This window comes from Acidobacteriota bacterium (assembly GCA_018001935.1).
Classification (GTDB): domain Bacteria; phylum Acidobacteriota; class JAAYUB01; order JAAYUB01; family JAAYUB01; genus JAGNHB01.
This window is the reverse complement of sequence record JAGNHB010000002.1, coordinates 32,392-55,519: the sequence shown is the minus strand read 5'-3', so window position 1 is coordinate 55,519 and position 23,128 is coordinate 32,392. Positions and strand designations below refer to the sequence as shown.

The window sequence follows — 23,128 nt, the reverse complement described above, 5'->3', positions numbered from 1 at the left end:
GAATCAGAATTCAAAAACTACTAGATATTATTCGTGTTATAAATTCGCGTATATTCGTGTTATTCGCGGGAAATCTCCCTTTCGCGACTTTTTGCGGCCCCATCAGTCTTCTTCGTGGGCCGTGTGCCCACCGAGCATGAACTCCAGGCCCAGCCACACCGAGTGGGAGTCCCGGGGGTCGAGGGCGTCGGACCGGTCGTAGTTGTACTGGAGTCGGAACCGGCTGAAGTGACTCGGGCTCCAGGAGAAGAGCGGGGAAAGGCGCAGGCGGTCCGCGCGGAGCGGGTCCGCCTCCCGGGGGATGACCCCGTCGTGGCTCCCCGAGGCGTACTCGACACGCAGCCCCGCCGCCAGCCCTTTCCGGAAGGTGAACACTCCCTGAAGGTTCAGCCCCCAGTCCACCAGGGTGGTCTCCGGCAGGGAAACCAGTCCCCCGTGCCCGTCCGCGGCGAGCGACGCGGCGGCGGTGTAGGCCCGGCGGATGCCCTCGCCCGTCAGCGTGAAGGCGGGGCCGCCCCCGCCGTGATGGTCCGGGTGCCAGTGGAGCAGCGCGTCCACGCCCCAGATGTCGGTGCCGGCCTCCGGTCCCGTGGCGTTGGGGCCGCGCAGCCAGGACCCTCCGCCCTTCAGGACGGCGTTGGGGCCGAGTTCGGCGGCGTTGTCCCAGCGGACGAGGTAGACCAGGTCCCGGAGGCGGCCGATCGGGCGGTCAACGACCGGCCACCCGCCGGGGGCCCCGGACGCGTGACCCCCGTGCCGTGCCGCCGCAAGGCCCGGGAACCCGGGGCGGACCGCGAGGGGCCGGCGGGGGGCGTCAGGGTCTTCCGCCGCCTCCCCGGGGTCCCCGAGGAAACTGACCATGGTCTGGCCCGACGGGTTCTGCACCCCCAGGAAGAGCCGGGAACGCCAGGGCAGAGGCGCCTCCCACGACAGGCGCGCCCCCGGGCCGCGCATGCCGTCGGGACCGAAGACGCGGGTGTTGATGATCGGCTGGTCCAGCCAGGTCCAGGCGTGGGGGTGGGTGGGGTTGGACCGGCCGAACTCGGTGAGAAACTGCCCGGCCTTGACCTGGAGCCCTCGCGGGAGACACGCGGTGGTGGCGAAAGCTTCCTCGAGTTCCACCCCGGTCTCGCCGGTCCGGCTGTCGATCGCGGCCGTGAGATAGGCCTCCACCCGGAACCAGGGGTCCACGTTGCCGGCAAAGGCCAGCTCGGCCAGGCGGAAGGTGAAACCCCGCCGGTCCGGGTCGTGGCCGCCCCCTTCGATCAGGGGGATTTCCGGGTCGGGCCGGGTGGACCCCCCCACCGCGGCCTGGACGTCCAGGGCGATCTCCATCCGGCGGGGGGAGGCGGTTTCGTCGTCCCCGGGCTTCCCGTGGTCGTGGCCCGCGTGCGTGCAGCCCTCCGCCGGCTCGTCGGCGTCGTGACCCCGGGGGGGCGGCGAGCCCTCTCCCGGCGGGGAGAGGGCGGCCGGCTCGGCGACTGGGGCGCCCAGGGCCGCCTGCAGGGCGTCGAGCCGCTTCGTCAGCGTCTCGATGACCCGCTGTTTCTCCGCGTCCCGTCGCTTGAGTTCCTCGATTTCCCGTTTCAGCCGCGAGAGTTCGTCCGGGGCGTCGCCCTGCGCCGGGGCGAGGCAACCCGCCGCCCAGAGCAACACGCCAGCCAGAAACCATCGTCCGGTTTTGATCATGCGCAGATTCCGATGGACCGTCGTGCCGGCGGCACGGCGAAAAGCCGTCACATCATGGCGCGGCGCAGCTTGTGCTTCCGTTCGTGGATCTCCCGGTGGATCTTCCGCATCTCCGCGCGGCTCTTCGCCGCGGCCGGGTCGTCGCGCCGCTTCTTCAGCTCGCGGATCTCGCGCTTGACGGACGTCTTGTCGATGCCCACCACGTGGAGGTGGTGGTGCATGTCGATGTGCAGCGCCTTGCAGAGGTTGGCCAGCAGGTGCTCCTTGTTCATCTGGGTGGCGCCCTGGACCGCCTCGTGCTGGATGGTCTTGGCGATCTCGCGCAGCTCCGCCACGGACTTGCCTTTGAGTTCCTCGAAGGTGTACGCCATGCCACACTCCTTGCGCAGAATTTTCCTGGATTATACCACAGGGGCCCTGACTGGGGAAACCGGAGAAAGGACCACGGAATACACGAAATACACGAACAGGGAGGACAGAGTTCAGATTTCTTCGCGAGCTTTGCGCCTGGCGAGATCTCGATCCGGATCGATTCTCGCCAGGGCGCCAAGCTCGCAAAGGAAGACGGCATGGGCCGCAAATCGTGTTCCCGGTCGGCGTTTCATGAGATCGACCCCACGATCTTGCGTGACCTGGCAACGATTCCACGTTGAAGGGGCTTCGCTTTTTCGGGGACATTGCCCGGTGAAAGTGGCCTGGGAAGTCAACCGGGATTGACAACCTGCGGGTAAAAACGCAGCCGCTGAAGCGCCTAAAAACCGGGGACGATGTGGATGCGGGCCCGATAGCGGCCGAAAAGGCGGGCGTCGTACCACATCCAGTAAAACCGCTCCATGTTGAAGATCGTAGTCCCCTCCATCCGGTCGTCGTGCCGGTCGTAGGGGTCGGCGAAGAAGATCACGTCGTCGGCGAAGTCCGCCGTCCCGCGGTCGTCGAAACCCTTGGCCACCACCCAGTGGCCGCCCCAGTCGCTCCACTCCACCAGCACGGGGGCCCCGGCGCGCAGACGGTCTTTCAGGGCGAACCAGGCCCAGTAGGGGGTCACCGTGTCGTTGTGCTCCGCGTCCTGCTCGAAGAGGGCGGCGGCAATCCCGTGGGCCTGGAACCAGGCCAGGATGGCCTCGGGCGTGGTCCCGCAGGTCATGTTCGACCCCATCTCCGCCGCCAACTGCCTCTCGATCTTCGTGAGGATCTTCGGGTCGGTTTCCGTCACGAGGCCCCAGTAGCGGAGCAGGCTGAGAACGGACGCGGGGCCGCAGGTGTAGTCGGTGCTCTGCTGCCAGCCGGTCACGGGAAGGTGGCAGAGCCCTTCCTGAAGCGGCAGGTTCTCGAAGTCGAGGGTCGAGTAGTAGGGAAGTGCGGACGCTTTCGCTTTGGCGGGCGCCGGTTGCGGGGCTGCCGGAGGGGTTCCGGCCGGGTCCGCCCCGGTGCCCGGGGGAGATGCCGCGGCAACCCCGGCGAAAGCGGCGGCACAGGCCAGGAATAATCGTGCGAGGAACATGTCGCGGCTCCTTCGGCGGGCGTTCGAGCGGGTGTGCCGACGCACCTCCCTCTTCCCGCTCCCCACGGGCCCTCAACTTCGGGGGCCGGTTCTCGCCCGGCGATCACCTCGGCAGAGGCGCCGCTTCGGCGGCCGGGGCGGGGGGGGGCGGCGCGCCGTCGCCCTTGCCCCCTCCGGCCGGGAAGACGTTGAGGATGACGTGGTTGAGGGTCTGCCAGTCCGGGGTGGCCGCCCCGGGCGAGGGGTTGCCGACGATTCCCTTCTCGTGCAGGTACCAGAACGCCAGGGTCCCCGTTGTCATGTTCCGCCAGAGCAGGTCGGCCCGACCGTCCCCGTTGAAGTCGCCGACGCCCATGACCTTCCAGTTCAGGTCGGACACCGTTCCCATGTCGATGCTCCGCTGGAGACCGCCTGCGTTGATCAACCACAGGGACAGCGCCCCCGTCTCTGCGTTCCGCCAGAGGACGTCGGCGCAGCCGTCCCGGTCCACGTCCCCGAAGCCCAGCACGTGCCAGGCCGGGTCCATGGGCCCGGGGGACACGTCGGCGGCGAACCCGCGGTCGTTCAGGAGCCAGATGGACGGGGCGCCCGTCGGCCCGTGGCGCCAGAAGAGGTCCGCGGTCCCGCTGCCGTCGAAGTCGGCGGTGCCGACCACCTGCCAGTCCACGGACCCGACGCCGCCGAGATCCAATGACCCCTTCACGGCCGCACCGTCCATGAACCACAGGGACAGCAGCCCCAGTTCGTCGTTGCGCCAGAAGAGGTCCGCCATCCCGTCGGCGTTGACGTCCCCCGTCCCCACGATCTGCCAGGCCGGGTCCACTTCCCCGGGGGACTCGTCCGCGACGACGCCGCCCTTCCCGAGAATCCACATCGACAGCTCGCCGGAGAAGCGGTTCCGCCACAGGACGTCGTCCGGCCCGTCGCCGGTGAAGTCGTTCAAGCCCTTCACCTCCCAGACACCGTCGCCGGACCCGCCCAGGTAGAGCCCGACGATGGCCCCGTCATTCTCCAGCAACCACGCGGACGTGACGTCCTGCACGTCGTTGCGCCAGAAGACGTCGCTGATCCCGTTCGCGTCGAAATCGACGACGGCGTGCGACGCAACCTGGCGCACGGTGACCCAGGCCGTGACCGAGTCGGCCGGCCCGCAGCCGCCCGTGACCTGGACCCAGTAGGGCGTGGTCTCGGCCAGGGCGGGCGTGGTGAAGGTGTTCGCGTCCCCGCCCACCGGCTCGGACACATCGCTCGCCACGCCGCGGTACCACTGGTAGTGGAGCGTCTCGCCCGACGCCAGGACGGACAGCGTGGCGGCCTGGCCGGCCCAGATCGTCCGGGGTAGCGGCATGGCCGTGATCTCCGTGACGCTCAGGACCGTCACCGTGTGGTCCGGGGAGGTGGCCGTGCAGCCGGCCGCCGTGGTGACTGTCACCGTGTACGCCGTCGCCGCCGCGGGCGACACCGTGATGGCCCGGGTCGTCTCGCCGCCCGGGGACCAGTGGTACGCGGCGTAGTCCGCTCCCGCGTCCAGCGTCACGTCCGACCCCAGGCAGACGGTGGCCGGCCCCGTGATGAGGGGCGTGGGCAGCGGGTTGACGGTGTGGCCCGCCCCCGGCGAGGTGCTCGCGCCGAAATGGGCGTCCCCGCCGTAGGCCGCGCTCACGGTGCGGGCCCCCGGAGCCATGGCCGCCGTGGTCAGCACGGCCGTGCCGGCGCCGTCGAGGGTCCCCGTGCCGAGGGACACGGCGTCGTCGTAGAACGTCACCGTTCCCGTGGGCGTCCCCGCCCCCGGCGCCGTCACCGTCACGGTGGCCGTGAAGGTCACCGGCTCGCCCTCGCAGACCGGGCTCGCCGAGAGCGCCAGCGCCGTGGCGGTCCCGGCCGGGTTCACCACCTGGGACAGCACCCCCGACGTGCTGCCGTTGAAGTGGCCGTCCCCGCCGTAGCTCACCGTCACCGGGTGCGTCGCCACCTCCAGCGCGCTGGTGGAGAAGGAGGCGACCCCGCTCCCGTCCAGGGCGGCGGTCCCCAGGGTCGCGGCCCCGTCCAGGAACGTCACCGCCCCCGTGGGCGTCCCCGCCCCCGGCGCCGCCGCCGTCACCGTGGCCGTGAAGGTCACGCTCTGCCCCCACGCCGACGGGTTGGCGGACGACGCCACCGCCGCGGTGGAATCCGCTTTCTGGACCCCCTGGTCCAGGATCGTCGACGTGCTGGTGTTGAAAGACGGGTCGCCCTCGTAGCGCGCCGTGACGGGGTGCGTCGCCACCGCCAGCGCGGCCGTGGTGAACGTGGCCGTGCCGCCGGCCAGGGCACCCGTCCCCAGGGTCGTCGCCCCGTCAAGGAAGGTCACCGTCCCCGCGGGCGTCCCCGTCCCCGGCGCCACCGCCGTCACGGTGGCCGTGAAGGTCACCGCCTGGCCGAACACCGACGGGTTGGGGGAGGAGGTCAGCGCGGTGGCGGTGTCCGCCTTGTTCACCGTCTGGTTGACGGCGGAGGATGTGCTGGTGTTGAAGGCGGCGTCGCCGTCGTAGCGCGCCGTCACCGCGTGTGGCCCTGCCGCCAGCGTCGCGGCTGTGAAGGTCGCCGTGGTGCCCGACAGCGTCCCCGTCCCCAGCGTGGTGGCGCCCTCCAGGAAGGTCACCGTCCCCGTCGGCGTCCCCGCCCCCGGCGCGCTCACCGCAACCGTGGCCGTGAAGGTCACCGCTTGGCCGAACACCGACGGGTTGGGCGCCGAGACCAGGGCCGTTGTCGTTTCGGCCTTGTCCACCGTCTGGTTGACGGCGGAGGACGTGCTGGGGTTGAAGGCGGCGTCGCCGTCGTAGCGAGCCGTCACCGTGTGCGTTGCCACCGACAGCGTCGGGTTGGTGAACGTGGCCGTGTCGCCCGACAGGGTCCCGGTCCCCAGGGTCGTGGCGCCGTCGAGGAAGGTCACCGTCCCCGTGGGCGTCCCCGCGCCCGGCGCCGTGACCGCCACGGTGGCCGTGAAGGTGACGGCCTGGCCGTACACCGACGGGTTGGGCGCCGTGTTCAGGCCGGTGGTGGTGTTCGCCTTCTGGACGTCCTGGGCGAGGGGCGCCGAGGTGCTGGGGTTGAAGGATGGGTCGCCGTCGTAGCGTGCCGTCACCGTGTGCGGCCCGACGCCCAGCGCCGGGGTGGTAAACGTGGCGGTGCCGCCCGAGAGCGTCCCGGTCCCCAGGGTGGTCGCGCCCTCCAGGAAGGTCACCGTCCCAGTGGGGGTCCCCGCGCCCGGGGCCGTGACCGCCACGGTGGCCGTGAAAGTGACGGCCTGGCCGTACACCGACGGGTTGGGCGCCGCGTTCAGACCGGTGGTGGTGTCGGCCTTCTGAACCGTCTGGGTCCCGGCCGGCGAGGTGCTGGGGTTGAAGGCGGCGTCGCCGTCGTAGCGCGCCGTCACGGTGTGCGGGCCGACGCCCAGCGCCGCCGTGGTGAGGGTGGCGGCGCCGCCGGCCAGCGTTCCGGTCCCCAAAGTCGTCGCGCCCTCCAGGAAGGTCACCGTCCCCGTCGGGGCCCCGCTCCCCGGCGCGTTCACCGTCACCGTGGCGGTGAAGGTCACCGGCTGGCCGACGCGCGAGGGGTTGGGCGCCGCGCCCAGGCTGGTGGTGGTGTCCGCTTTCTGGACGGTCTGGGTGAGGGGTGTCGACGTGCTGGGGTTGAAGGACGCGTCCCCGACGTAGACGGCCGTCATGGTGTGGGGCCCGACGCCCAGCGCCGCGGTGGTGAACGTGGCGGCGCCGCCGGCCAGCGTCCCCGTCCCCAGGGTCGTGGCGCCGTCGTGGAAGGTCACGGTTCCGGTGGGTGTCCCGGCGCCCGGCGCGTTCACCGTCACCGTGGCAGTGAAGGTCACCGACTGGCCGTAACGGGACGGGTTGGGCGCCGAGGCGAGTCCGGTGGTGGTGTCGGCCTGGTTCACGGCCTGGGAGAGGACCGGCGAGGTGCTCGCTTCGAACAAGGCGTCGCCGTCGTAGCGCGCCGTCACGGTGTGCGCTCCCACGGCCAGTGCGCCAGTGCTGAAGGTGGCGACGCCGCCGATCAGCGTCCCGGTCCCCAGGGTCGCGGCGCCGTCGAGGAAAGTCACGGTCCCGGTGGGGGTCCCGGCGCCCGGCGCCACGGCCGTCACCGTGGCGGTGAAGGTCGCCGGCTGCCCGTAGGTCGACGGGTTGGGCATCGACGTCACGGCGGTTGTCGTGCCGGCTTTCTGGACCGTCTGGGTGAGCGGCGTCGACGGGCTGGGGTCGAAGGCGGCGTCACCCCCGTACTGGGCGATGACGAGGTGAGTTCCCACCGCCAGGGAAGACGTGTTGAAAGTGACCGTCCCGCTCCCGTCGAGCGACCCGGTCCCGATGGCGCTCCCGTTGTCCAGGAAGGTCACGGTCCCGGAGGGGGTCCCCGCCCCGGGGGCCACGGCGGTCACCGTGGCCGTGAAGCTGACCGGCTGGCCCGATACCGACGGGTTCGGCGAAGCGGCCAAGCTCGTGAAGGAAGCCGACGGCTGGACCACCTGGTTCAGGTGGGAGGACAGGCTCCCGTTGTGGCTGCCGCTGCCCGCGTACTCCGCCCGGATGGGGTGCGTCGCCACGCCCAGCGAAGCGGTGGTGAAGGTCGCCGTTCCGCTCCCGTTGAGCGTTCCACTCCCGAGGAAGGCCCCGTTGTCCGTGAAGGTCACCGTTCCCGACGGTACTCCCCCTCCCGGCGCGACCGACGTCACCGTGGCCGTGAAGGTCACCGACTGGCCGAACCGGGACGGGTTCTGTGACGAGACCAGGATCGTCGACGTGTTCGCCTTGTTCACGGTCTGGCCGCCGGAGAGGGAGCCGGTGCTTCCCGCAAAAGCGGGGGTGTCGGGCAGGTACTGGGCCGACACGGGATGTCCCCCCACCGACAGGCTGGAGGTGCCGAGAGACGCCGTCCCGCCGGAGAGGGGGACCGGGCCGCCGAGGTTGGCGCCGTCCGCCGTGAACTGGACCGTTCCCGTGGGCGTCCCCGCCGCGGCGCTCACCGTGGCCGTGATGGTCACCGGTTGGCCAAAGAGGGAGGGGTTGGGGGCTGCGGTCACGACGGTGGCGGTGGGCAAGGGGTTCACGGCGTGGCTGTGCACGGGCGAGGTGGACGCGCCGAAGCCGGTGGAACCGCTGTACGTCGCGGTCAGCGCGTGGGTGCCGACGGCCAGGGCGGCGGTGGTCAGGGCAGCCACGCCGCTGCCGTTGAGGGCGCCCGTGCCCAGGTTCGCGGCGCCGTCGAAGAAAGTGACGGTCCCGGTGGGGGTCCCGCCTGAGGAGGTCACCGTGGCCGTCAGGGTGACGGACTGCCCCCAGGCCGAGGGGTTCGGGGCGGATGTCAGGGCCGTCGTCGTCGGGTCCTGCAGCGTCCCGTTGAACTCGAAGGCCCCGATGTCGGTGTTGCCGCTGCGGTTGTACCCCCGCTGGTCCTTCTCGGGGGCGCCGGCGGCCGTCCCGTTGTCGATGGCGGGGCTGCCGGACTGCAGGGGGCGGGTCGGGGTCGTGCCGCCCTGGGCCAGGCCGGTGTCCAGCGCCGACAGGAGCGGGTCGATGGCCGTCCCCGATTCGACGGCGCCGGGGTTGGGCGTGGTGGAGGAGAGGGGGTCCCCGTAACGGTCGCCGGTGGTGTTGCCGCTGAAGGCGTACTGCCCCAGGTCGCCCACCAGGTTGTAGCCCTGGGACTGGAAGGTGCCGGTCCCGCCCCAGTTGTCGTCCAGGTCGACCCGCGCGTTGCCCACCGCCGCGCTGTTCTGGGCGCCGAGGGTGTTCCTGAGCGCGATGGAGCCGTTGTACAGGTTCAGGCCGCCGCCGTTGTCGTTGGCGACGATGGTGTTGCCCGCCACGGTGCAGTTGAGCAGGGTGGTGGTCCCGCTGAGGTTCAGGACGGCCCCGCCGAACTGGGCGCTGTTGCCGCTGAAGGTGCAGTTGGTGAAGGCGGCGGTCCCGTCGTTGGCGACGGCGCTGCCGCCGCAGGCGCTGTTGCCGGAGAAGGTGCCGGCGGTCACGGTCAGGGTGCCCTGGTTGTAGATGGCGCCGCCGCACGGGTCGAATTCGCCGGCGTAGTTGGCGGTGTTGGACAGGAACCAGCAGGCGTCGACAGTCACCGTGGCCCCGGCGGCCACCCGGAGGCCGGCCCCGTTCGCGCCGCCCGAGTAGTAGCCGGAGACATGGCCCGCGGTGATCTTCATCCCCGACAGGGTGACCGTCCCGCTCGTGACGTCGAAGACCCGCGAGACGCTGTTCCCGCTGACGGTCAGCTTGTCCGCCCCCAGGCCGGTGATGGTCAGGCTCTTGTTGACGGTCAGCGACCCCGAGGTCAGGGTGATGGTGCCGGAGGCGAAACCGAACTGGAGGGTGTCGCCGGACGCGGCGGCGGCGATGGTGTTGCGGAGGGAGCCGGCCCCGCTGTCGGCCGTGCTGGTCACGGTCAGCGTGGCCGCGCGGGACAAGCCTCCCGCCCCCGGGAGGGCGACGATCAGGAGAAGCAGGAGAACTGCGATTCTGGGTTTCATGATGCCCTCCGCGGCTTTCGCTTCGAACCGGCGATCACGGCCGCTGCCGGTGGTCCTTCCCTTGCTTGGGCCTCAGGCCGTTCCGGCCGGGGCCCCGAACCGGTTTCCGGCACACGGGGAGCGCCCCGTCAAGACCGTATCGGATAGAGCCCGTACTGGCAGATACAGAAGTTCATGGCCAGGTACGGCTGCAGGTTTGCGTGGGCGAGGCTCCCGCCCGCGGGCCCGACGGCGGACGCGGCCATCACGTCCGCCGGGGCCAGGGTCTGGTAGGCGTTCACCGGGCGGAGGGACGGGCCCACCGCCTTGGCCCCTCTCGCCGGGTAGGCGCCGGCAGGGTCCTTGCGGTCCGCCGGCAGGTCCTGGCCGACCAGGGGGTGGGTGTGGGCCGGGAGTTGGGCGTTGGTCACGGTGACCGTCTCGAAACCGGTGACCTCTCCCGGAACGCGGGGAGTCAGCCCCTGCCCGCTTCCGGCGGCCATGGGGGCCCGCCCCTGCAGGTTGGGCAGGCCGAAGGTCGTCGAGCCGTTCCCGCCGAAGGTGGTGCCGAGAATGGAATAAAGCGCCGTGTTCTGTTGGATCTGAATCAGCTGCCCGCTGCAGGCGGCCCAGTTCTTCGGCGCGAAGTTGAAGCCGATGATCCGGATTTCCCCGATGAATGCATCCGCCATCGTGTGTCTCCTTGTGCCGGCATCAGTTCCTGGAGGGGAAGATCCCCGTCAGGGCGATGCAGAAGTTGAGGACCAGGGACGGTTGCACGTTGCCGTGTGCGTTGCCGCCGGCGGCGCCGAGGGCCCCGGCGGCCATGGCCACGGGGTTGGCCGCGGCGGTGTAGACGGGGTTGCTCACGTCGATCCCCCCCCAGGCGTTCCCGGCGGGGCTGTTGGTCACCCCCTGGGTGTTGCTCCCCCGCAGGGAATGCGAGTGTTGGGGGATTTGGCCCGCCGTCAGGGTGACGGTTTCCGTGCCTCCGGCCGCCCCCTGGGTGTAGGTGCCGCTGAAATGAATGGGCACCCGGCCCCGCAGGTCGGGCAGGCTGAACGTGGTTTGGCCGTTGCCGCCGTAGGTGGTCCCCAGCAGGCTGAACAGGGCGGTGTTCTGACTGATCAGGAGCACCTGACCGCTGCAGGTCGACCAGTACCGCGGGGCCCAATCGAAAGCGAAGGGTTTGATTTCGCCAATGAACGGATCCGCCATGCTTTCCTCCCGTTTCGAGGGTCTATGCTTCACTGCTCGTCGTGCCAAAGACCTTGCCGCGACGGCATCCCGCCCCTCCCCGCCGGGCTTCGCCGCCTCGCCCGGCCGGGCGCGTCTCGACGTCAGGGCCGCGTCGGGAAAACCCCCTCGCAGCAGATGATGAAATGGACGCACAGGGCCGGCATCAGGTTGTCGTGCGGCTGGCCGCTTCCGGCGGGGGCCACCGACGCGGCGTTCATGCTCACGGGCGCGGACGTGCCCGTGGTATACAGGTTCACCCCCGTCAGCCCGGGGAGGTTCCCGCCGGGCGTGGTCTGCCCTGCGGGGTTCCCACTGGCGGAGAGCGAGTGGGTGTGGCCCCCCAGTTGGTCGGCGGCGAGGGTGACGGTCTCCGTGCCGAAGGCCTGGCCGATGCTCCGGGGTGTCAGGCCGGGGCCCTCGCCCTGGTGCACCGGGAGCCGGCCCCGCAGGTCCGGCAGCCGGAAGTTGCTCACCCCGTCCCCCCCGTAGATGGTCCCGATCAGGGCGTACAGGGCGTTGTATTCGGCGATGGACAGCAGGCTGCCGTCGCAGAAACGCCAGTACAGGGGGGCGAACGTGCCGCCGAACATCTTGATCTCCCCGATGAATCCGTCCATGTCCTGCCTCCCTTGACGCGGCGAAACCGCCTGCGGATTTCGTGAAAGGAACGTCCCCCGGCCGCCCCCTCAAGGCCGCAGCCGGTTGAAGACCGCCTGGTAGCACACGGCGTCGGTCCACCCGGAGTGGATCGGGCCGACGAAGAGGTCGAACTCGCCCAGGGCCGCGTGCCGGACCCGGTGGGTGTCCTGGGTCAGGACCGGCGCCAGCGGCCCACGGAAGAGGAGCGAGAAGGCCTCGCAAGCCGCGGTCTGCATTCCGGTCACCTCCACCAGTTCCACCTCCACCGCCCCGCCGTCCCGGGATCGGATCTCGAAACGGGTGTTCAGGTGGGGGGTGAAGCTGTCCCGGGTCAGGTGCTCGAGCATTCGCACTCCCTTGGCGTCGCCGCCCTCTCGCCGGCTTCGACCCGACCCCGGGGCGCGCGCTCCATGTAGTAATAAACGCCCCGCAGCTCCCCTTCCCGGAAGCCCAGGACCCGGTACCAGTCCCTTGCCGGGTTCAGGGTCTCCACGTGCAGGCCCAGGGGTACGCCGCGCGCGTCGGACTCGGCGACGAGGCCGGCCATCAGGCGGGCGCCGATCCCCCGGCCCCGGTGCTCCGGCAATACGGCGATGTCCATGATGCGGATCTCGTCCGGGTGGCGGTGCACGTAAAGCCGGCCGACGGGGACGCCGCCCGCCAGGACCACGTCGAATTCCGCCCCCGGGTAGTTGGCCACGTACTGGTCGTGCTGGAGCTGGAACTGCCAGGCGAGGAACGCGGCGATCCGGTCCTCGTCCCACCCGGAGAGCGCCATCTCCTCCCGGCGCGAACCGGCGTAGACCCGAAGCAGGAACTCCCGATCGGCGTCGGTGATGGGGCGTAGCGTCACGTCATCCATGGCTGATTCCCTTCACGCACGGTCTCTTCCGATTCTCACGATTTCCCCGCTCCGGCGCCCCTTTCGGGGTAAAAGCCCGGCCGTGCGGCGCCGGGCCCGCCTGCAGCCGGTCGGACCGGGGCCGCCGTCTACTTCAGGATCGTGTCCGACGCCGGGGGGGCGAACTTCTGACCGGGTGCCAGCACGACCCAGGCCTTGCCCTTGGGGTGCAGCGTCAGCACGAAGGTACCGCCCGGGGAGCTGATTTCCGCCCGGGTCAGGCCGTCCTCGACGTAGATGCGCCGCACGGCGTTGGTCTCGCCCAAGTCGGCGTGGAGCGTCCAAACCTTCCCCCCGTCCAGCGACTGGAGGATCCGGCCGTCCGCGGTCCCCCTGAACAGCCGCCCGCCCGCCGGCACCGCGTCACCGGGGGGCGCCGTCGGCTTGGGGTCGGCCGCGAGCAGCTTCCCCGGAACGAACAACCCCGCCGCGCTCAAACCCAGCAACCTGAGAAAGTCCTTCCTGGTCATAGGGGCTTCCCCTCACCCTGATTTAGTATTTTCATTTTGTACCCATCTCGTCCCTTGTGCAAGTGAATTCATGGATGCACGGGTAGGGCGGGTGGATTCGGAAGGAGGATGAGCCTGGGGACCCATCGACAATCGAATGGTAACATGTTATGAAATCCGTTGTTTGACCATCGCCCGGGGAGCGGTGGTACTTGTTGAGGGGCCCTCCAGGATGACTGTCCCGCAAAAAGCCCGGATTCGGATCTCACAGAGGCACAGAGGCACGGAGAAATGCATTTTGGATTTAATAGAATCAACAATTTTTATGATTACTCCGTGCCTCAGTGCCTCTGTGAGAGAAAAGGGCTTTTCAGACGACGACAAGGATATAGGTGCCGTACCCCTGGTGAGAGGCCGCGGGTCAACGGAAGGGGTCGATGATGCGAACCCCGCGGTATCTCCGGTCGTGCTGCAGGTCCTCGGTGTACAGGCAGGGGCAACCGCTCCTCAAGGCCGAGGCGACGACGAGGCTGTCGGACCACGAAAAGCCGGTGTCCGCCTGGACGGTCAGGGTGTCCTGGTAGAGGGTCTCGTCGGGCCAGACCTTGCAGAGAGGGAAAAGAACCTCTTGCTGGTACTCCCCGAGGCTGAGCCTGTCCATCGGCTTGAGGAACCGGCACTGCGCGACGTGGCAAAACTCCTGCACCACCTGCCAACTGATGCACCCGCGTCCCTGGAGGGCGAGACCGACCAGTTCCCGCCCCCGGCGACGCTTTTCCGGCGCCGTCGGGTCGAAGGTGTAAACCAGGATGTTCGTGTCGAGAAAGAACCTAGCGTTCATTGAGTTCATCCCTGGAGAAATGCCTGCCGGCCTCGCACTGCCCCTCGAGACGTTCCATCAGGCTGTCGAACCGGGCGGCCCGGTCACGTTCCTGGGCCCATTCCTCCAGCCAGCTCCGAAAGGCGTCGTTCAAGCTGCGGTGTTCCCTGCGGGCCCTCTCGCGGGCTTTCTCGATCAAGCGTTCATCCGCACTCAAGGTGATGTTCTTCATCATCGCCTCCACAAAAACAGTGTACACGTTTTTCGTGTAGAAAGCAAGGGGGAGATCCGCCCCTTGACTTCTCCGGGGGTTCCGGCTATGTTCCTCCCCGGCCGTGACGGCGGAACGGCGGACAGGAGCGGTTGGAGGTTCGGGGTGGCGGTGGACGGCTCGATCACGGCAGGCGACGGGACGGCGATGGGCGAACGCGCCCTGGCGGACGCCCTGGGCCTGCCGCTGTATGCCCCCCCCTGGTTCGTGCCGGTCCTGCGGCCGATGGAAACGGCGCACTGGCGGGTGACGACCTGCCCCTTCCACGTGGAGCCCGGCTACCACAGCGGGTTGTGGGCGGTCCCCGCGATGCCCCTGCTCCTGCGCCGGTCCGAAGGTTCCGGTGACGCCTGGGAGACCTGGATGTCCTTTTCCCCCCGGGAGATCGAAAGCCAGGAGCCGGCCTGCCGCCACGCCGCGGGGAAGGTCGCGGTGATGGGGCTGGGGCTGGGCTGGGCGGCCGCCAACCTGGCGTTGAACCCCCGCGTCCGGCAGGTCACCGTGGTGGAGCTGGACCCGGAAGTGATCGAGTTGGTGACGAGCCTCGGGGTCTTCGGGCAACTCCCGGAAGCGGTCCGGGCCAAGGTGGGGATCGTGCGGGCCGACGCCCTGGCGTGGCGGCCCGGAAGCCCCGTCGATTTCCTGTACGCCGACATCTGGCGCTGTTTCGACGCGCCGGGCACCCTCGACCAGGTGCGCCGCATGCAGGCCAACGCGGCGGCGGAGACCGTCTGTTTCTGGGGGCAGGAGATCCTCCTTCACCGGTTGCTGGAGGGGACGGGTTGGGCGAACCTCCCGCTCGCCGGCCTGCGGGATAAAGTGCGGGAGTTGACCGGACTGCCCCTGCTGGTGCCCGGCGAGGGTTACGCGGAGACGATCCGCCGGGTCGCCGCCAACCGGGCGGGGCCCGGCCGGCGGACGGGAGCGGGGACGGCAGGCCCCCCGGAACCGTGAGGCAAGCTCCCGGCCCCGGCCTGACGGGTTGGCAACCCGTCGGGAACCGAAGGGAAACGGATTTTTAAGCTTTTGGTTGAGCCACCAGCCAGAGAGCGGAGGTACGGTTTGCGAGCTTGTCGGCCGGATCATCCGTGTTGATCCGTGTTCATCCGTGGTTCGTTTCCGCTTCGTCCGTGGGTGGACCGCTCCCTCACGGTCGCGGCTCTGAGATTTGTTGCAAGGAGCGTCTCATGGAAATCCCGATCTGCGACACCAAGACCCGGTTCGCCCAGTTGGCCCGGGAACTCCTGGGCGTCGACGCGGTCCCCGCCGACGGGGGAGGAGACCCGCCCCCGGGAGCGGATGAACCGGATGGGGCGGGCCATGCTTCGCCGGGGGACGGCCCCGACCCCGCCGCCGTTGCCCCGGAGAAGCCCTGATGGCTCGAGCGGGTGCGCGTACCATGAACATCCCCGAGCTGGTCAGCCCCGCGGGGAACCTGGCCAAGGGCCTCGCCGCGCTCCGGTTCGGCGCGGATGCGGTTTACTGCGGGCTGGAGCGCTTCAGTCTGCGGCGCAAGGCGGGCAACTTCACCCCCGACGAACTCGGCCGGCTCATCGAAGCCGCCCACGGCGCCGGAAAGCGGGTCTACCTGGCGGTGAACATCTTCCCCCGGGACGCCGACCTGGCCGGCATGGGGGAGACCATGGCCTGCGCGGCGAAGCTCGGCGCGGACGCCCTCATCGTCTCCGACCCCGCGGCGCTTCGCCTGGCGCAGCGGCACGCCCCCGGCGTCCCGCTCCACCTCTCCACCCAGGCCAACACCCTCAACGCCGTGTCGGCGGCCTTCTGGTTCGACAGCGGCGTCGCTCGCATCATCCTGGCCCGCGAACTCTCCCTCGACGCGGTCCGGGGCATCGTAAAGGCCCACCCGGGTCGCCCCTTCGAGGTCTTCGCCCACGGGGCGCTCTGCATGGCCTACTCGGGGCGCTGCTTCATCAGCCATTACCTGGTGGACCGGGACTCGAACCGCGGCGACTGCGCCCACGCCTGCCGGTGGTCTTACAAGGTGGAGGAGGCGCTCCGGCCGGGCGAGGTGTTCCCGGTGGAAGAGGGGCCCGACGGGACGCTGATCTACTTTTCCCGCGACCTCTGCGCCCTGCCGTTCCTCCCCCGCCTGGCGGACACGGGCGTGTCGGCCCTCAAGATCGAGGGGCGCATCAAGTCGCTCTACTACGTCGCGGTGGTCACTTCCGTCTACCGGCGGGCCCTGGAGGCCCTCCGGGCAGGGCCGGACGTTTTCGCCGAACGCCTGCCGGCCATGCAGGCGGAACTGGACCGCCTCCCCAACCGGGGGTACACCAGCCACTTCTACCTGGGGAAACCCGGCGACGACGCGCCCGGGCAGCCCCCCGACGCCCGCGAGGAGCGGGAGGACTACCTGGGGCTGATCGGCGGGACGATCGACGGGTGGACCGCCCTGGACGTGAAGAACACCTTCGGCGTCGCCGACCCGCTCGAGGTCCTGAAGCCCGGGGGGGGCGTCCCGGCCCGCCTGGACGCCTTGCGCGACCGCGACGGGAACCCGGCCGAACGCGTCCACTCCGGCGCCCGGGCCGGGGTTCGGCTGGACGTGATCGCGGACCCGGGGGACATCCTGCGCCGCCGCCCGGGGCCTTCCTGAACACGGGGCAGTCGAGCGCGTTCCTCCGGGGTTTCGATCGGGCTGATTTCAGCCGGGGCAGGGCGCGCTTCGCTTCTCCGGGGGTCATTTTTCCGAATCTCCCGGGGCGGGGACGAAATCGACACCCCGTCGCCGCGCACCTTGACTTCCCCCGTCCCCCGGGCCTACAATCCGGCTTCTCCGGGCCCTCACCCTCCGCCCCGGGCGTGGGTCCGCGAAGATGCACGGCGAAACGGCGCGATGATCCTTCAGGACACCCTCGACCTCTTGCGGACGAAGTACCGCGACGACTTCCTCGCCGCGCGGATCGACCGCGCGCTGGTGGGGGTCTTCTTCACCGCCGTCCGGCTGTCGGGCGGGCACTGCGGCCTGGCGCGGACGGAGACGGGCGCCTGCAACGCCGCCGTCCGGCCCGGCGACCGGGAGCTGGGAGCGTTCTCCCCCGGCGCCATCGCGGGCGCCCGCGTCGCCGACCTCTTCGCCCACCTCCGGCCGGCGCCGCTGCTGGAGGGGGTGAAGCTGGCGTGTCTCAACGCGCTCTCGATGCAGGTGGTGGAGCGCTCCGGCCTCCCGGTGATCGAGGGCCGCGACCCGCTGGACCTCGTTGGGCTGGACGGCCGCCGGTCCTTCTGCCTGGTGGGGGCCTTCCAGTCCTACATCCGGCGGGTCGAGGCCGCCGGCAACCCCTTGACGGTGCTGGAACTCGACGCGGGGGCCCTCGCCCCGGAGGACCGGCCCTACTTCGCGCCGGCCGGGCGGGCGGCCGAGGTCCTCCGGGCGTCGGAGGTCGTCGTCATCACGGGGTCCACCCTGGTCAACCACACCCTGGACGGCCTGCTGGCCCAGGTCCCCCCCTCGGCGCGCACCCTTCTGGTGGGCCCCTCGGGTGGCCTTCTCCCCGAGGTGCTCTTCGCCCGGGGCATCCACCTCATCGGGACCCTGCGCGTCACCGACCCCGACCGGATGTTCGCCGTCCTCGGTGAGGGCGGCGCCGGTTATCACCTGTTCCGGGACTGCGCCCGGAAAATCTGCATCGCCCATGAAGCGTAGACCCCCCCTCGACGCGGTCTGGCTGAAAGCCGCGGTGCTCGGCTGCCTGTGGGCGTCCTCCGAGATCGTCCTGGGGGGCTTCCTGCACAACCTCCGGGTCCCCTTTGCCGGGAACCTGCTGACGGGGGTGGGGATCGTCCTGATGGTCTCGGTGGCCCACCTGTGGCGGGAGGAGGGCCTTTTCTGGCGCACCGGCCTCGTCTGCGCCCTGCTCAAGTCCCTGTCCCCCAGCGCGGTGATCTTCGGGCCCATGGTGGCCATCTTCTGCGAATCGCTGCTGATGGAGGCGTCCGTCCGGGTTTTCCGGCGCAACCTCGTCGGCTTCACGGTGGGCGGGATGCTGGCCATGTCCTGGAACGTGGTCCAGTTCGCCGCCAACACCGTGCTGTTCTACGGGGTGAAGATCATCGACTTCTACGCCGACCTGGTCCGGTACGCGCGGAAGCAGCTGGGGATGGCGGGGGACGGCTTCTGGCTTCCCCTCGTGCTGCTCCTGTCCCTCCACGCGGTGACGGGGTTGATCGCGGCCCAGGTCGGCGCCTTCATCGGGCGGAAGGCCGTGCGGGAGCCGCTCCCGATGCGCAGCCTCTCCACGGGGGAGGTCCTGAGGATCAAGTCCCGGAAGCCGGGCCCGCCCTTCCGGCACGCTCTCGGCTGGCTCGCCGCGGACGTGGCGGTGCTGGCGGCCGCCTTCGCCGTCATGAGCTTCGCCCCCTGGACGGTCTGGGCGCCCCTGGGGGCCCTGGTCGTCCTCGGGTGGTCCCTCCGGTACGCCCATGCCCTGCGGGGCCTCGCCCGGCCGGGCTTCTGGGTCTTCTTCGCCCTGGTCACCCTCGCCTCGGGCTTCGTGGTCTGGCGGCTGCAGGGGACGTCCGGCGGTTTGGCCCGGGGCCTGCTGATCGGGCTGGAGATGAACTTCCGCGCCGCCGTCCTGATCGTCGGTTTCTCCGCGGTGGGGACGGAGCTGGCCAACCCTCGCCTGGGGAGCCTGCTGGGCCGGTCCCGGTTCCGTCAGCTCCCCGCCGCCCTGGAGGCCGCCTTCGAGGCCCTCCCGCTGGTGATCGCCAACCTTCCGCGCCTGCAGGACGTCTTCCGGCAGCCGGTGACGGTCTTTCACCAGTTGGTGTCCCAGGCCGAGTTCTGGCTGGAGCGCATGACGCTGCACCTCCAGGGGCGTCCCGGGGTGATCATCCTGCAGGGGAGCGTGGGCGACGGGAAGTCGCTCTTCCTGGAAGGCCTGCTGGAGCGTCTGCGCGATGCGGGGGTCCGCCCGGGCGGGATCCTTTCCCCCGCCGTCCACGAGGGGGGGCGGCGCGCCGGCTACGACCTGGTGGACCTGGCCTCGGGTGAGCGGACGGCCCTGTCGCGGACCCGGGGCCTCCCCGGGATGCCCGTGGTGGGCTCGTACCACTTCTTCCCGGAGGGCCTCGAGGCCGGTCGGCGGGCCCTCTCGCCCGTGCGGGCCGCCGAGGCCGACCTGGTGGTGGTGGACGAGGTGGGGCCGTGGGAGCTGCGGAACCAGGGCTGGGCCGAGTGCCTCTACCGGCTCACCCGGGAAACCCGGACCCCCCTCCTCTGGGTGGTCCGGCGGGAGATCACCGGGCAGGTTCGCGAACAGTGGTCCCTGGTGGACCCCGTCCTTCTCGACGTGGACGAGATCCCCCTCGACGCCGCCGCGTCACGGGTCCTGGCCGCCCTCCGCCGTCCCCCTTCGCCGCTGCCCGCGGAACCCGCCGAATCCCGCCCGGAACCGGCCCTCCCTGCGCCGGCGCTCGCGGGGGCCGTCGGAACCGCCGCGTGCTGGCCGGGGGTCCCGCGGAAAACCCGCGGCAAATGACAGCGGCCCCCGGGCCAGGCGCCGTTTGCGTTCGAGCGAAATGAAACCTGATTCCATTCGATAGGTGTGTTTAAAGGCGCGGCGATTCCGGCGGGAGGATCTTCCGCGTCCAGTCTGGGGTCTCTTGGCGTATTCCGCGAGACCCGTGATAGAATGAGGGGCAGTCGGTCTTCGCCGTTTCGGAATGAACTTTTGGCCATTCGGACAAGGCGTTCAGATCCGGCCTGTTTCCATTGGCGGGGCTTGGTTGCCGGCTTATCCGGGTTTGGAGGGACGGGGCATGCTGAAAAGCGGTGACAGGGTCGGGCCTTACGTTCTGTTACAGCGCCTGGGGGAGGGCGGCTTCGGCGAGGTGTGGCTGGCGGAGAAGAAGACCGCCCTGACCGCCATGCGCTTCGCCCTCAAGTTCACCCGGGAGGAGCAGCCCGACCTGTCCGTGATCCGTCGCGAGGCGGACATCTGGAAGGCGGCCGGCGGACACCCCAACATCCTTCCCCTGGTCGACGCCGACATCTTCGAAGGCCAGGTGGTCCTGGTGAGCGAGTACGCCCCCGACGGGTCGCTGGGGGCGTGGCTGAACCGGCACGGGGGGCGGGCGCCCGGCCTCGAGCCCGCGGTGGAGCTCGGGCGGGGGATCCTGTCCGGGTTGGCTCACCTTCACGGCCTGGGGGTGATCCACCGGGACCTCAAGCCCGACAACGTCCTGCTCCAGGAGGGGTGCCCCCGGATCACGGACTTCGGCCTCGCGCGCGTCCTCCAGGGCTCGACGAGCAGCGTGGGGGTCTCGGGGACCCTGCGTTACATGGCGCCCGAGGCCTTCCGGGGGGAGCGGTCCGAGCGAACCGACCTCTGGTCCGCGGGGGTCATCCTCCGGCAGCTGCTGTGCGGCACCCTTCCTTTCCCATACCGGGAGACGGCCCAGCTGGTCTACGCCATCGTGCACGCCGTCCCGGAACCGCTGCCGCCCGAGGTCCCGCGGGAGCTGGCGGCGGTGGTGGAGCTGGCGATGGAGAAGGAGCCCGCCCGGCGCTGGCAATCGGCAGCGGCCATGAAGGCAGCCCTGGAAGCCGCCTGGAAAAGCGTCTCCCGGGATTTCCCGGCCCCCTCCCCGACACGGCCGCCATTGGACGCCACACGCCTCGACACGCCCAGCGGGGAACGAACCCGGCTCCTGGGACCGCCGGAACCCTCCCGGCCCGCCCCCCTGCACGGCGCGGCCCTTCCCCCGCCCCCCCGCCAGGCCGGGGCGACGACCGCGGCCCCCGGGGGGGCCTTCCTCCCGCCGGCCGCGGCCGGCCTGCCGCCCGCCCCGTCCGGGACCTGGCCGGCGGGCGCGCCGACCCTGGCCCCGTTGCCCGTCTGCCCCGCCTGCGGCCGCAAGAACGACCCGAGAAACACCTTCCGGTGCCGCGCCTGCGGCCGGGACGATCTCTGCCTGGGGCACCTGGACCCGTCCCGGAACGTCTGCCTCGACTGCGCGCGGCAGGCGCCGGGCGCACCTTACCCGCCAGGCCCGCCGGAAGGCGCGGCCGGGTGGGGCGGCCGTCCCGGCGACTCCGGGAGGCACCCCTCCGGGGCCCCCGCCCCCGCGGCGACGCGGCCCGGCCCTTCCGCGAAGTCCCCGGGGAAGCGGAAATGGGTCTGGTGGTCGTGCATAGGCCTGGCGGTGGTCGCCGCGGTGACCGCCGCCCTCCTGTGGCTGGGCCCGAAGGTGTTCGGCCCGAAGCGGCAGGTGCCGCCCGGGCTCCGGACGGCCGTCATTGCCCTGCCGCCCGAGACCTTGATGGCGTTCACCGTCGAGAGCCCGGCCCGGGTGATCGCCGCCCTGAAGGGACGGGGGAACCCGGGGCCGTTCTTTGACACCGTGTCCGAAAACGCCCGGAAGCAGATCGGGTTCGACCTCCTGTCGCCCGCCGGGTGGGAGACCGCCGGGTTCGACGTCAACGCCCCCGTCTCCATCGCCATCATCTCGGACCGCCCGGAGGAGGTCCTCTTCAGCGTGGGCGTCGCCGACCCCGAGCGGGCGACGGCCACGCTTCGCAAGATCACGGACACCCGCGGCGTGGTGCTGGAAACCGTGGGGGGCGATTTCCCGCTGTACCGGACGCGCTACCCCGACGCGTCCGGCCCGGAGGCCCGGGCGGCGACCACGGCCTTCGCCCTGAAGGACGGGCGGCTCTACTGCCTCGAGCGCCACGCCTGGGGGCAGGACGTTTCGGTGAAACCCGAGGTCCGGCTGGGAGAAATCCTGCGCCTGGGGCCCGGCTCCACCCTGGCCGAGGACCCGGATTTCCTGCGGGCGGCGTCGTCGCTGGCCCCCGGCGAGCTCGCCGCCCTTTTCCTGCGGTTGACCCCCCGCATGTTCGACACAGACATGCAGAACATCGCCCCGCTCGAACAGACGGTGTGCGTGGCGGTCTCCCTGGGGGAGAAATCCCTGAGCGCCTGCGCCGCGATGCGGAAGGGGGCCGAGTTCCTCTCCCGGTTGAAGCCGGGGTCCGCCTGCGCCGAGATGGTGTCCCGCTTCGACCCGCCCGCGGCGGCCCTCAGCTTCAGCCTGGACAACCCGGTCGACCTTGCCCGGCTGGTCCTTCCGCCCACCGCGCGGGAGGAGCTTCTCAACGACCTCGCGCGCGAGGGCCTGCCGCTTTCCGAGATCGAGGCCCTGTCCCGGGGGGGCGCCGGGGCCTTCCTGCTCTACCTGGGGGACGGGGCGGGCAACGCGAAACCCTCCTTCGCCACGGTCGTGAAGGTGAACGATCCGGGCAAGGCCCGCCAGATGCTGCGGGATTTCGCCGGGAAGAACGGTCTGGAGCCGCGCCCGGTGGGGGATTCGGCGTTCTGGGCGAACCGCTCGGGCGGCGTGGAGGACGTGGCCCTCGGGGTGTCGGGCGACTACGTGATCTTTGGCGACGCGGTGGACCGGATCCTGCGGGCGGCCGGGACGACCGGACCCGCCTGGACGCCCCGGTGCGGCGGGCCCAACCCGTTCGAGGTCCACGCGTTTCCCGTCAAGTTGCTCCAGGTGCTGCTCTGGGGGGTGCGCGGCCGCGGGAAGGGCCTCTCCGAACTCGATCCCGGGGCCGAGGTCCACGGCGCCCTCACCCTCGACGGGGACAACGTCCGGCTTTCCCTCCAGGGGGATTTCGCCGCCGCGGTCCCCCCGCTCCTGTACGGGGTCTTCCAGGACATGGGCCTGGCGAGGACCTCCGCGGGTCACGACATGGCCGTCGCCAACCTCCGGAGCATCGCGTCCGCCGAGGAGGCGTTCCGCCTCAAGCCCGAAAACGGCGGACGGTACGGGTCGTTCCAGGAACTGCTGACCCATTACGTTCTGCTGGATTTGCGGTTCTCCGGCACCGCGCCCGTCGTCGACGGCTTCCGCTTCACCCTCGACGCCCGCGCGGACGGCTTCACCTGCGTGGCCACGGGCGTGGGGCTCAACCAGGGCGCGACCTTCGCCGTCAACCAGACGGGGACCGTCTACGCCGACGCCGCCTGCACCCGCCCGGCGGAAGGCTACTGACCCGGCGGCCTGAAGGGCCGCAGCGGTCCCCGGAACGCCGGGTTCCCCCGGGGTGTCGCCCCTCCGGGGCTCCTTTCC

At 70.6% G+C, this 23,128-nt stretch carries 18 protein-coding genes; 6 read left to right on the top strand and 12 right to left on the bottom strand.

Going from position 1 to position 23,128, the window contains the following annotated elements; all coding sequences use genetic code 11:
• Positions 1-102 precede the first annotated feature (102 nt).
• From KA419_01230 to KA419_01175, 12 genes are all read right to left on the bottom strand, one after another.
• Entirely contained in the window at positions 103-1,689 is a 1,587-nt protein-coding gene (locus KA419_01230) for a hypothetical protein (protein MBP7864543.1), read from the bottom strand.
• A 47-nt stretch (positions 1,690-1,736) separates the two neighbouring features.
• A complete protein-coding gene (locus KA419_01225) occupies positions 1,737-2,060 on the bottom strand; it encodes a hypothetical protein (protein MBP7864542.1) in 324 nt (107 codons plus the stop codon).
• A gap of 380 nt (positions 2,061-2,440) precedes the next feature.
• The gene (locus KA419_01220) at positions 2,441-3,190 is read right to left on the bottom strand and encodes a C39 family peptidase (protein ID MBP7864541.1); all 750 of its coding nucleotides are present in this window, start codon (positions 3,188-3,190) and stop codon (positions 2,441-2,443) included.
• Between the two features lie 103 nt (positions 3,191-3,293).
• A complete protein-coding gene (locus KA419_01215) occupies positions 3,294-9,719 on the bottom strand; it encodes an Ig-like domain repeat protein (GenBank protein ID MBP7864540.1) in 6,426 nt (2,141 codons plus the stop codon).
• Between the two features lie 128 nt (positions 9,720-9,847).
• Positions 9,848-10,390: a phage tail protein gene (locus KA419_01210; protein MBP7864539.1), complete on the bottom strand. Its 543-nt coding sequence runs from the start codon at positions 10,388-10,390 to the stop codon at positions 9,848-9,850.
• A 22-nt stretch (positions 10,391-10,412) separates the two neighbouring features.
• On the bottom strand, positions 10,413-10,916 hold the full coding sequence (locus KA419_01205; GenBank protein ID MBP7864538.1) for a phage tail protein: 504 nt from the start codon (positions 10,914-10,916) through the stop codon (positions 10,413-10,415).
• Between the two features lie 122 nt (positions 10,917-11,038).
• Positions 11,039-11,554 (bottom strand): phage tail protein, encoded by a 516-nt coding sequence (locus KA419_01200; GenBank protein MBP7864537.1) that lies wholly within the window; start codon positions 11,552-11,554, stop codon positions 11,039-11,041.
• A 69-nt stretch (positions 11,555-11,623) separates the two neighbouring features.
• Positions 11,624-11,923: a hypothetical protein gene (locus KA419_01195; protein MBP7864536.1), complete on the bottom strand. Its 300-nt coding sequence runs from the start codon at positions 11,921-11,923 to the stop codon at positions 11,624-11,626.
• The gene (locus KA419_01190; protein MBP7864535.1) at positions 11,908-12,438 is read right to left on the bottom strand and encodes a GNAT family N-acetyltransferase; all 531 of its coding nucleotides are present in this window, start codon (positions 12,436-12,438) and stop codon (positions 11,908-11,910) included. Before KA419_01190 ends, KA419_01195 begins: the two co-directional genes overlap by 16 nt.
• Before the next feature lie 128 nt (positions 12,439-12,566).
• A complete protein-coding gene (locus KA419_01185; GenBank protein ID MBP7864534.1) occupies positions 12,567-12,947 on the bottom strand; it encodes a hypothetical protein in 381 nt (126 codons plus the stop codon).
• 400 nt (positions 12,948-13,347) lie between these two features.
• Positions 13,348-13,767: a PIN domain-containing protein gene (locus KA419_01180; protein MBP7864533.1), complete on the bottom strand. Its 420-nt coding sequence runs from the start codon at positions 13,765-13,767 to the stop codon at positions 13,348-13,350.
• Positions 13,757-13,978, bottom strand: coding sequence for a hypothetical protein (locus KA419_01175; protein MBP7864532.1), 222 nt, complete (start codon positions 13,976-13,978; stop codon positions 13,757-13,759). Before KA419_01175 ends, KA419_01180 begins: the two co-directional genes overlap by 11 nt.
• 144 nt (positions 13,979-14,122) lie before the next feature.
• Here KA419_01175 and KA419_01170 point away from each other — a divergent pair, with 144 nt between their 5' ends.
• The 6 genes from KA419_01170 (at position 14,123) to KA419_01145 (ending at position 23,050) form a co-directional block, all read left to right on the top strand.
• On the top strand, positions 14,123-14,971 hold the full coding sequence (locus KA419_01170) for a hypothetical protein (GenBank protein ID MBP7864531.1): 849 nt from the start codon (positions 14,123-14,125) through the stop codon (positions 14,969-14,971).
• 233 nt (positions 14,972-15,204) lie between these two features.
• Complete coding sequence (locus KA419_01165) at positions 15,205-15,393, top strand: hypothetical protein (GenBank protein ID MBP7864530.1); 189 nt, start codon at positions 15,205-15,207, stop codon at positions 15,391-15,393.
• Positions 15,393-16,637 (top strand): U32 family peptidase C-terminal domain-containing protein, encoded by a 1,245-nt coding sequence (locus tag KA419_01160; protein MBP7864529.1) that lies wholly within the window; start codon positions 15,393-15,395, stop codon positions 16,635-16,637. The genes KA419_01165 and KA419_01160 overlap by 1 nt, the downstream gene beginning before the upstream one ends.
• A 240-nt stretch (positions 16,638-16,877) precedes the next feature.
• Complete coding sequence (locus tag KA419_01155; protein ID MBP7864528.1) at positions 16,878-17,687, top strand: DUF364 domain-containing protein; 810 nt, start codon at positions 16,878-16,880, stop codon at positions 17,685-17,687.
• The gene (locus KA419_01150) at positions 17,677-19,524 is read left to right on the top strand and encodes a DUF2478 domain-containing protein (GenBank protein ID MBP7864527.1); all 1,848 of its coding nucleotides are present in this window, start codon (positions 17,677-17,679) and stop codon (positions 19,522-19,524) included. The genes KA419_01155 and KA419_01150 overlap by 11 nt, the downstream gene beginning before the upstream one ends.
• Positions 19,525-19,804: 280 nt before the next feature.
• Positions 19,805-23,050 (top strand): serine/threonine protein kinase, encoded by a 3,246-nt coding sequence (locus tag KA419_01145; protein MBP7864526.1) that lies wholly within the window; start codon positions 19,805-19,807, stop codon positions 23,048-23,050.
• The last annotated feature ends 78 nt before the right edge of the window (positions 23,051-23,128 follow it).

Excerpts from the sequence above, each read along its gene's own strand:
- KA419_01185 (MBP7864534.1), bottom strand. The coding sequence starts at position 12,947 with ATGACCAGGAAGGACTTTCTCAGGTTGCTGGGTTTGAGCGCGGCGGGG.
- KA419_01220 (MBP7864541.1), bottom strand. The coding sequence starts at position 3,190 with ATGTTCCTCGCACGATTATTCCTGGCCTGTGCCGCCGCTTTCGCCGGG.
- KA419_01225 (MBP7864542.1), bottom strand. The coding sequence starts at position 2,060 with ATGGCGTACACCTTCGAGGAACTCAAAGGCAAGTCCGTGGCGGAGCTG.
- KA419_01155 (MBP7864528.1), top strand. The coding sequence starts at position 16,878 with ATGATCCTTCAGGACACCCTCGACCTCTTGCGGACGAAGTACCGCGAC.
- KA419_01210 (MBP7864539.1), bottom strand. The coding sequence starts at position 10,390 with ATGGCGGATGCATTCATCGGGGAAATCCGGATCATCGGCTTCAACTTC.
- KA419_01230 (MBP7864543.1), bottom strand. The coding sequence starts at position 1,689 with ATGATCAAAACCGGACGATGGTTTCTGGCTGGCGTGTTGCTCTGGGCG.
- KA419_01160 (MBP7864529.1), top strand. The coding sequence starts at position 15,393 with ATGGCTCGAGCGGGTGCGCGTACCATGAACATCCCCGAGCTGGTCAGC.
- KA419_01215 (MBP7864540.1), bottom strand. The coding sequence starts at position 9,719 with ATGAAACCCAGAATCGCAGTTCTCCTGCTTCTCCTGATCGTCGCCCTC.
- KA419_01190 (MBP7864535.1), bottom strand. The coding sequence starts at position 12,438 with ATGGATGACGTGACGCTACGCCCCATCACCGACGCCGATCGGGAGTTC.
- KA419_01175 (MBP7864532.1), bottom strand. The coding sequence starts at position 13,978 with ATGAAGAACATCACCTTGAGTGCGGATGAACGCTTGATCGAGAAAGCC.
- KA419_01165 (MBP7864530.1), top strand. The coding sequence starts at position 15,205 with ATGGAAATCCCGATCTGCGACACCAAGACCCGGTTCGCCCAGTTGGCC.
- KA419_01200 (MBP7864537.1), bottom strand. The coding sequence starts at position 11,554 with ATGGACGGATTCATCGGGGAGATCAAGATGTTCGGCGGCACGTTCGCC.
- KA419_01195 (MBP7864536.1), bottom strand. The coding sequence starts at position 11,923 with ATGCTCGAGCACCTGACCCGGGACAGCTTCACCCCCCACCTGAACACC.
- KA419_01205 (MBP7864538.1), bottom strand. The coding sequence starts at position 10,916 with ATGGCGGATCCGTTCATTGGCGAAATCAAACCCTTCGCTTTCGATTGG.
- KA419_01145 (MBP7864526.1), top strand. The coding sequence starts at position 19,805 with ATGCTGAAAAGCGGTGACAGGGTCGGGCCTTACGTTCTGTTACAGCGC.
- KA419_01150 (MBP7864527.1), top strand. The coding sequence starts at position 17,677 with ATGAAGCGTAGACCCCCCCTCGACGCGGTCTGGCTGAAAGCCGCGGTG.
- KA419_01180 (MBP7864533.1), bottom strand. The coding sequence starts at position 13,767 with ATGAACGCTAGGTTCTTTCTCGACACGAACATCCTGGTTTACACCTTC.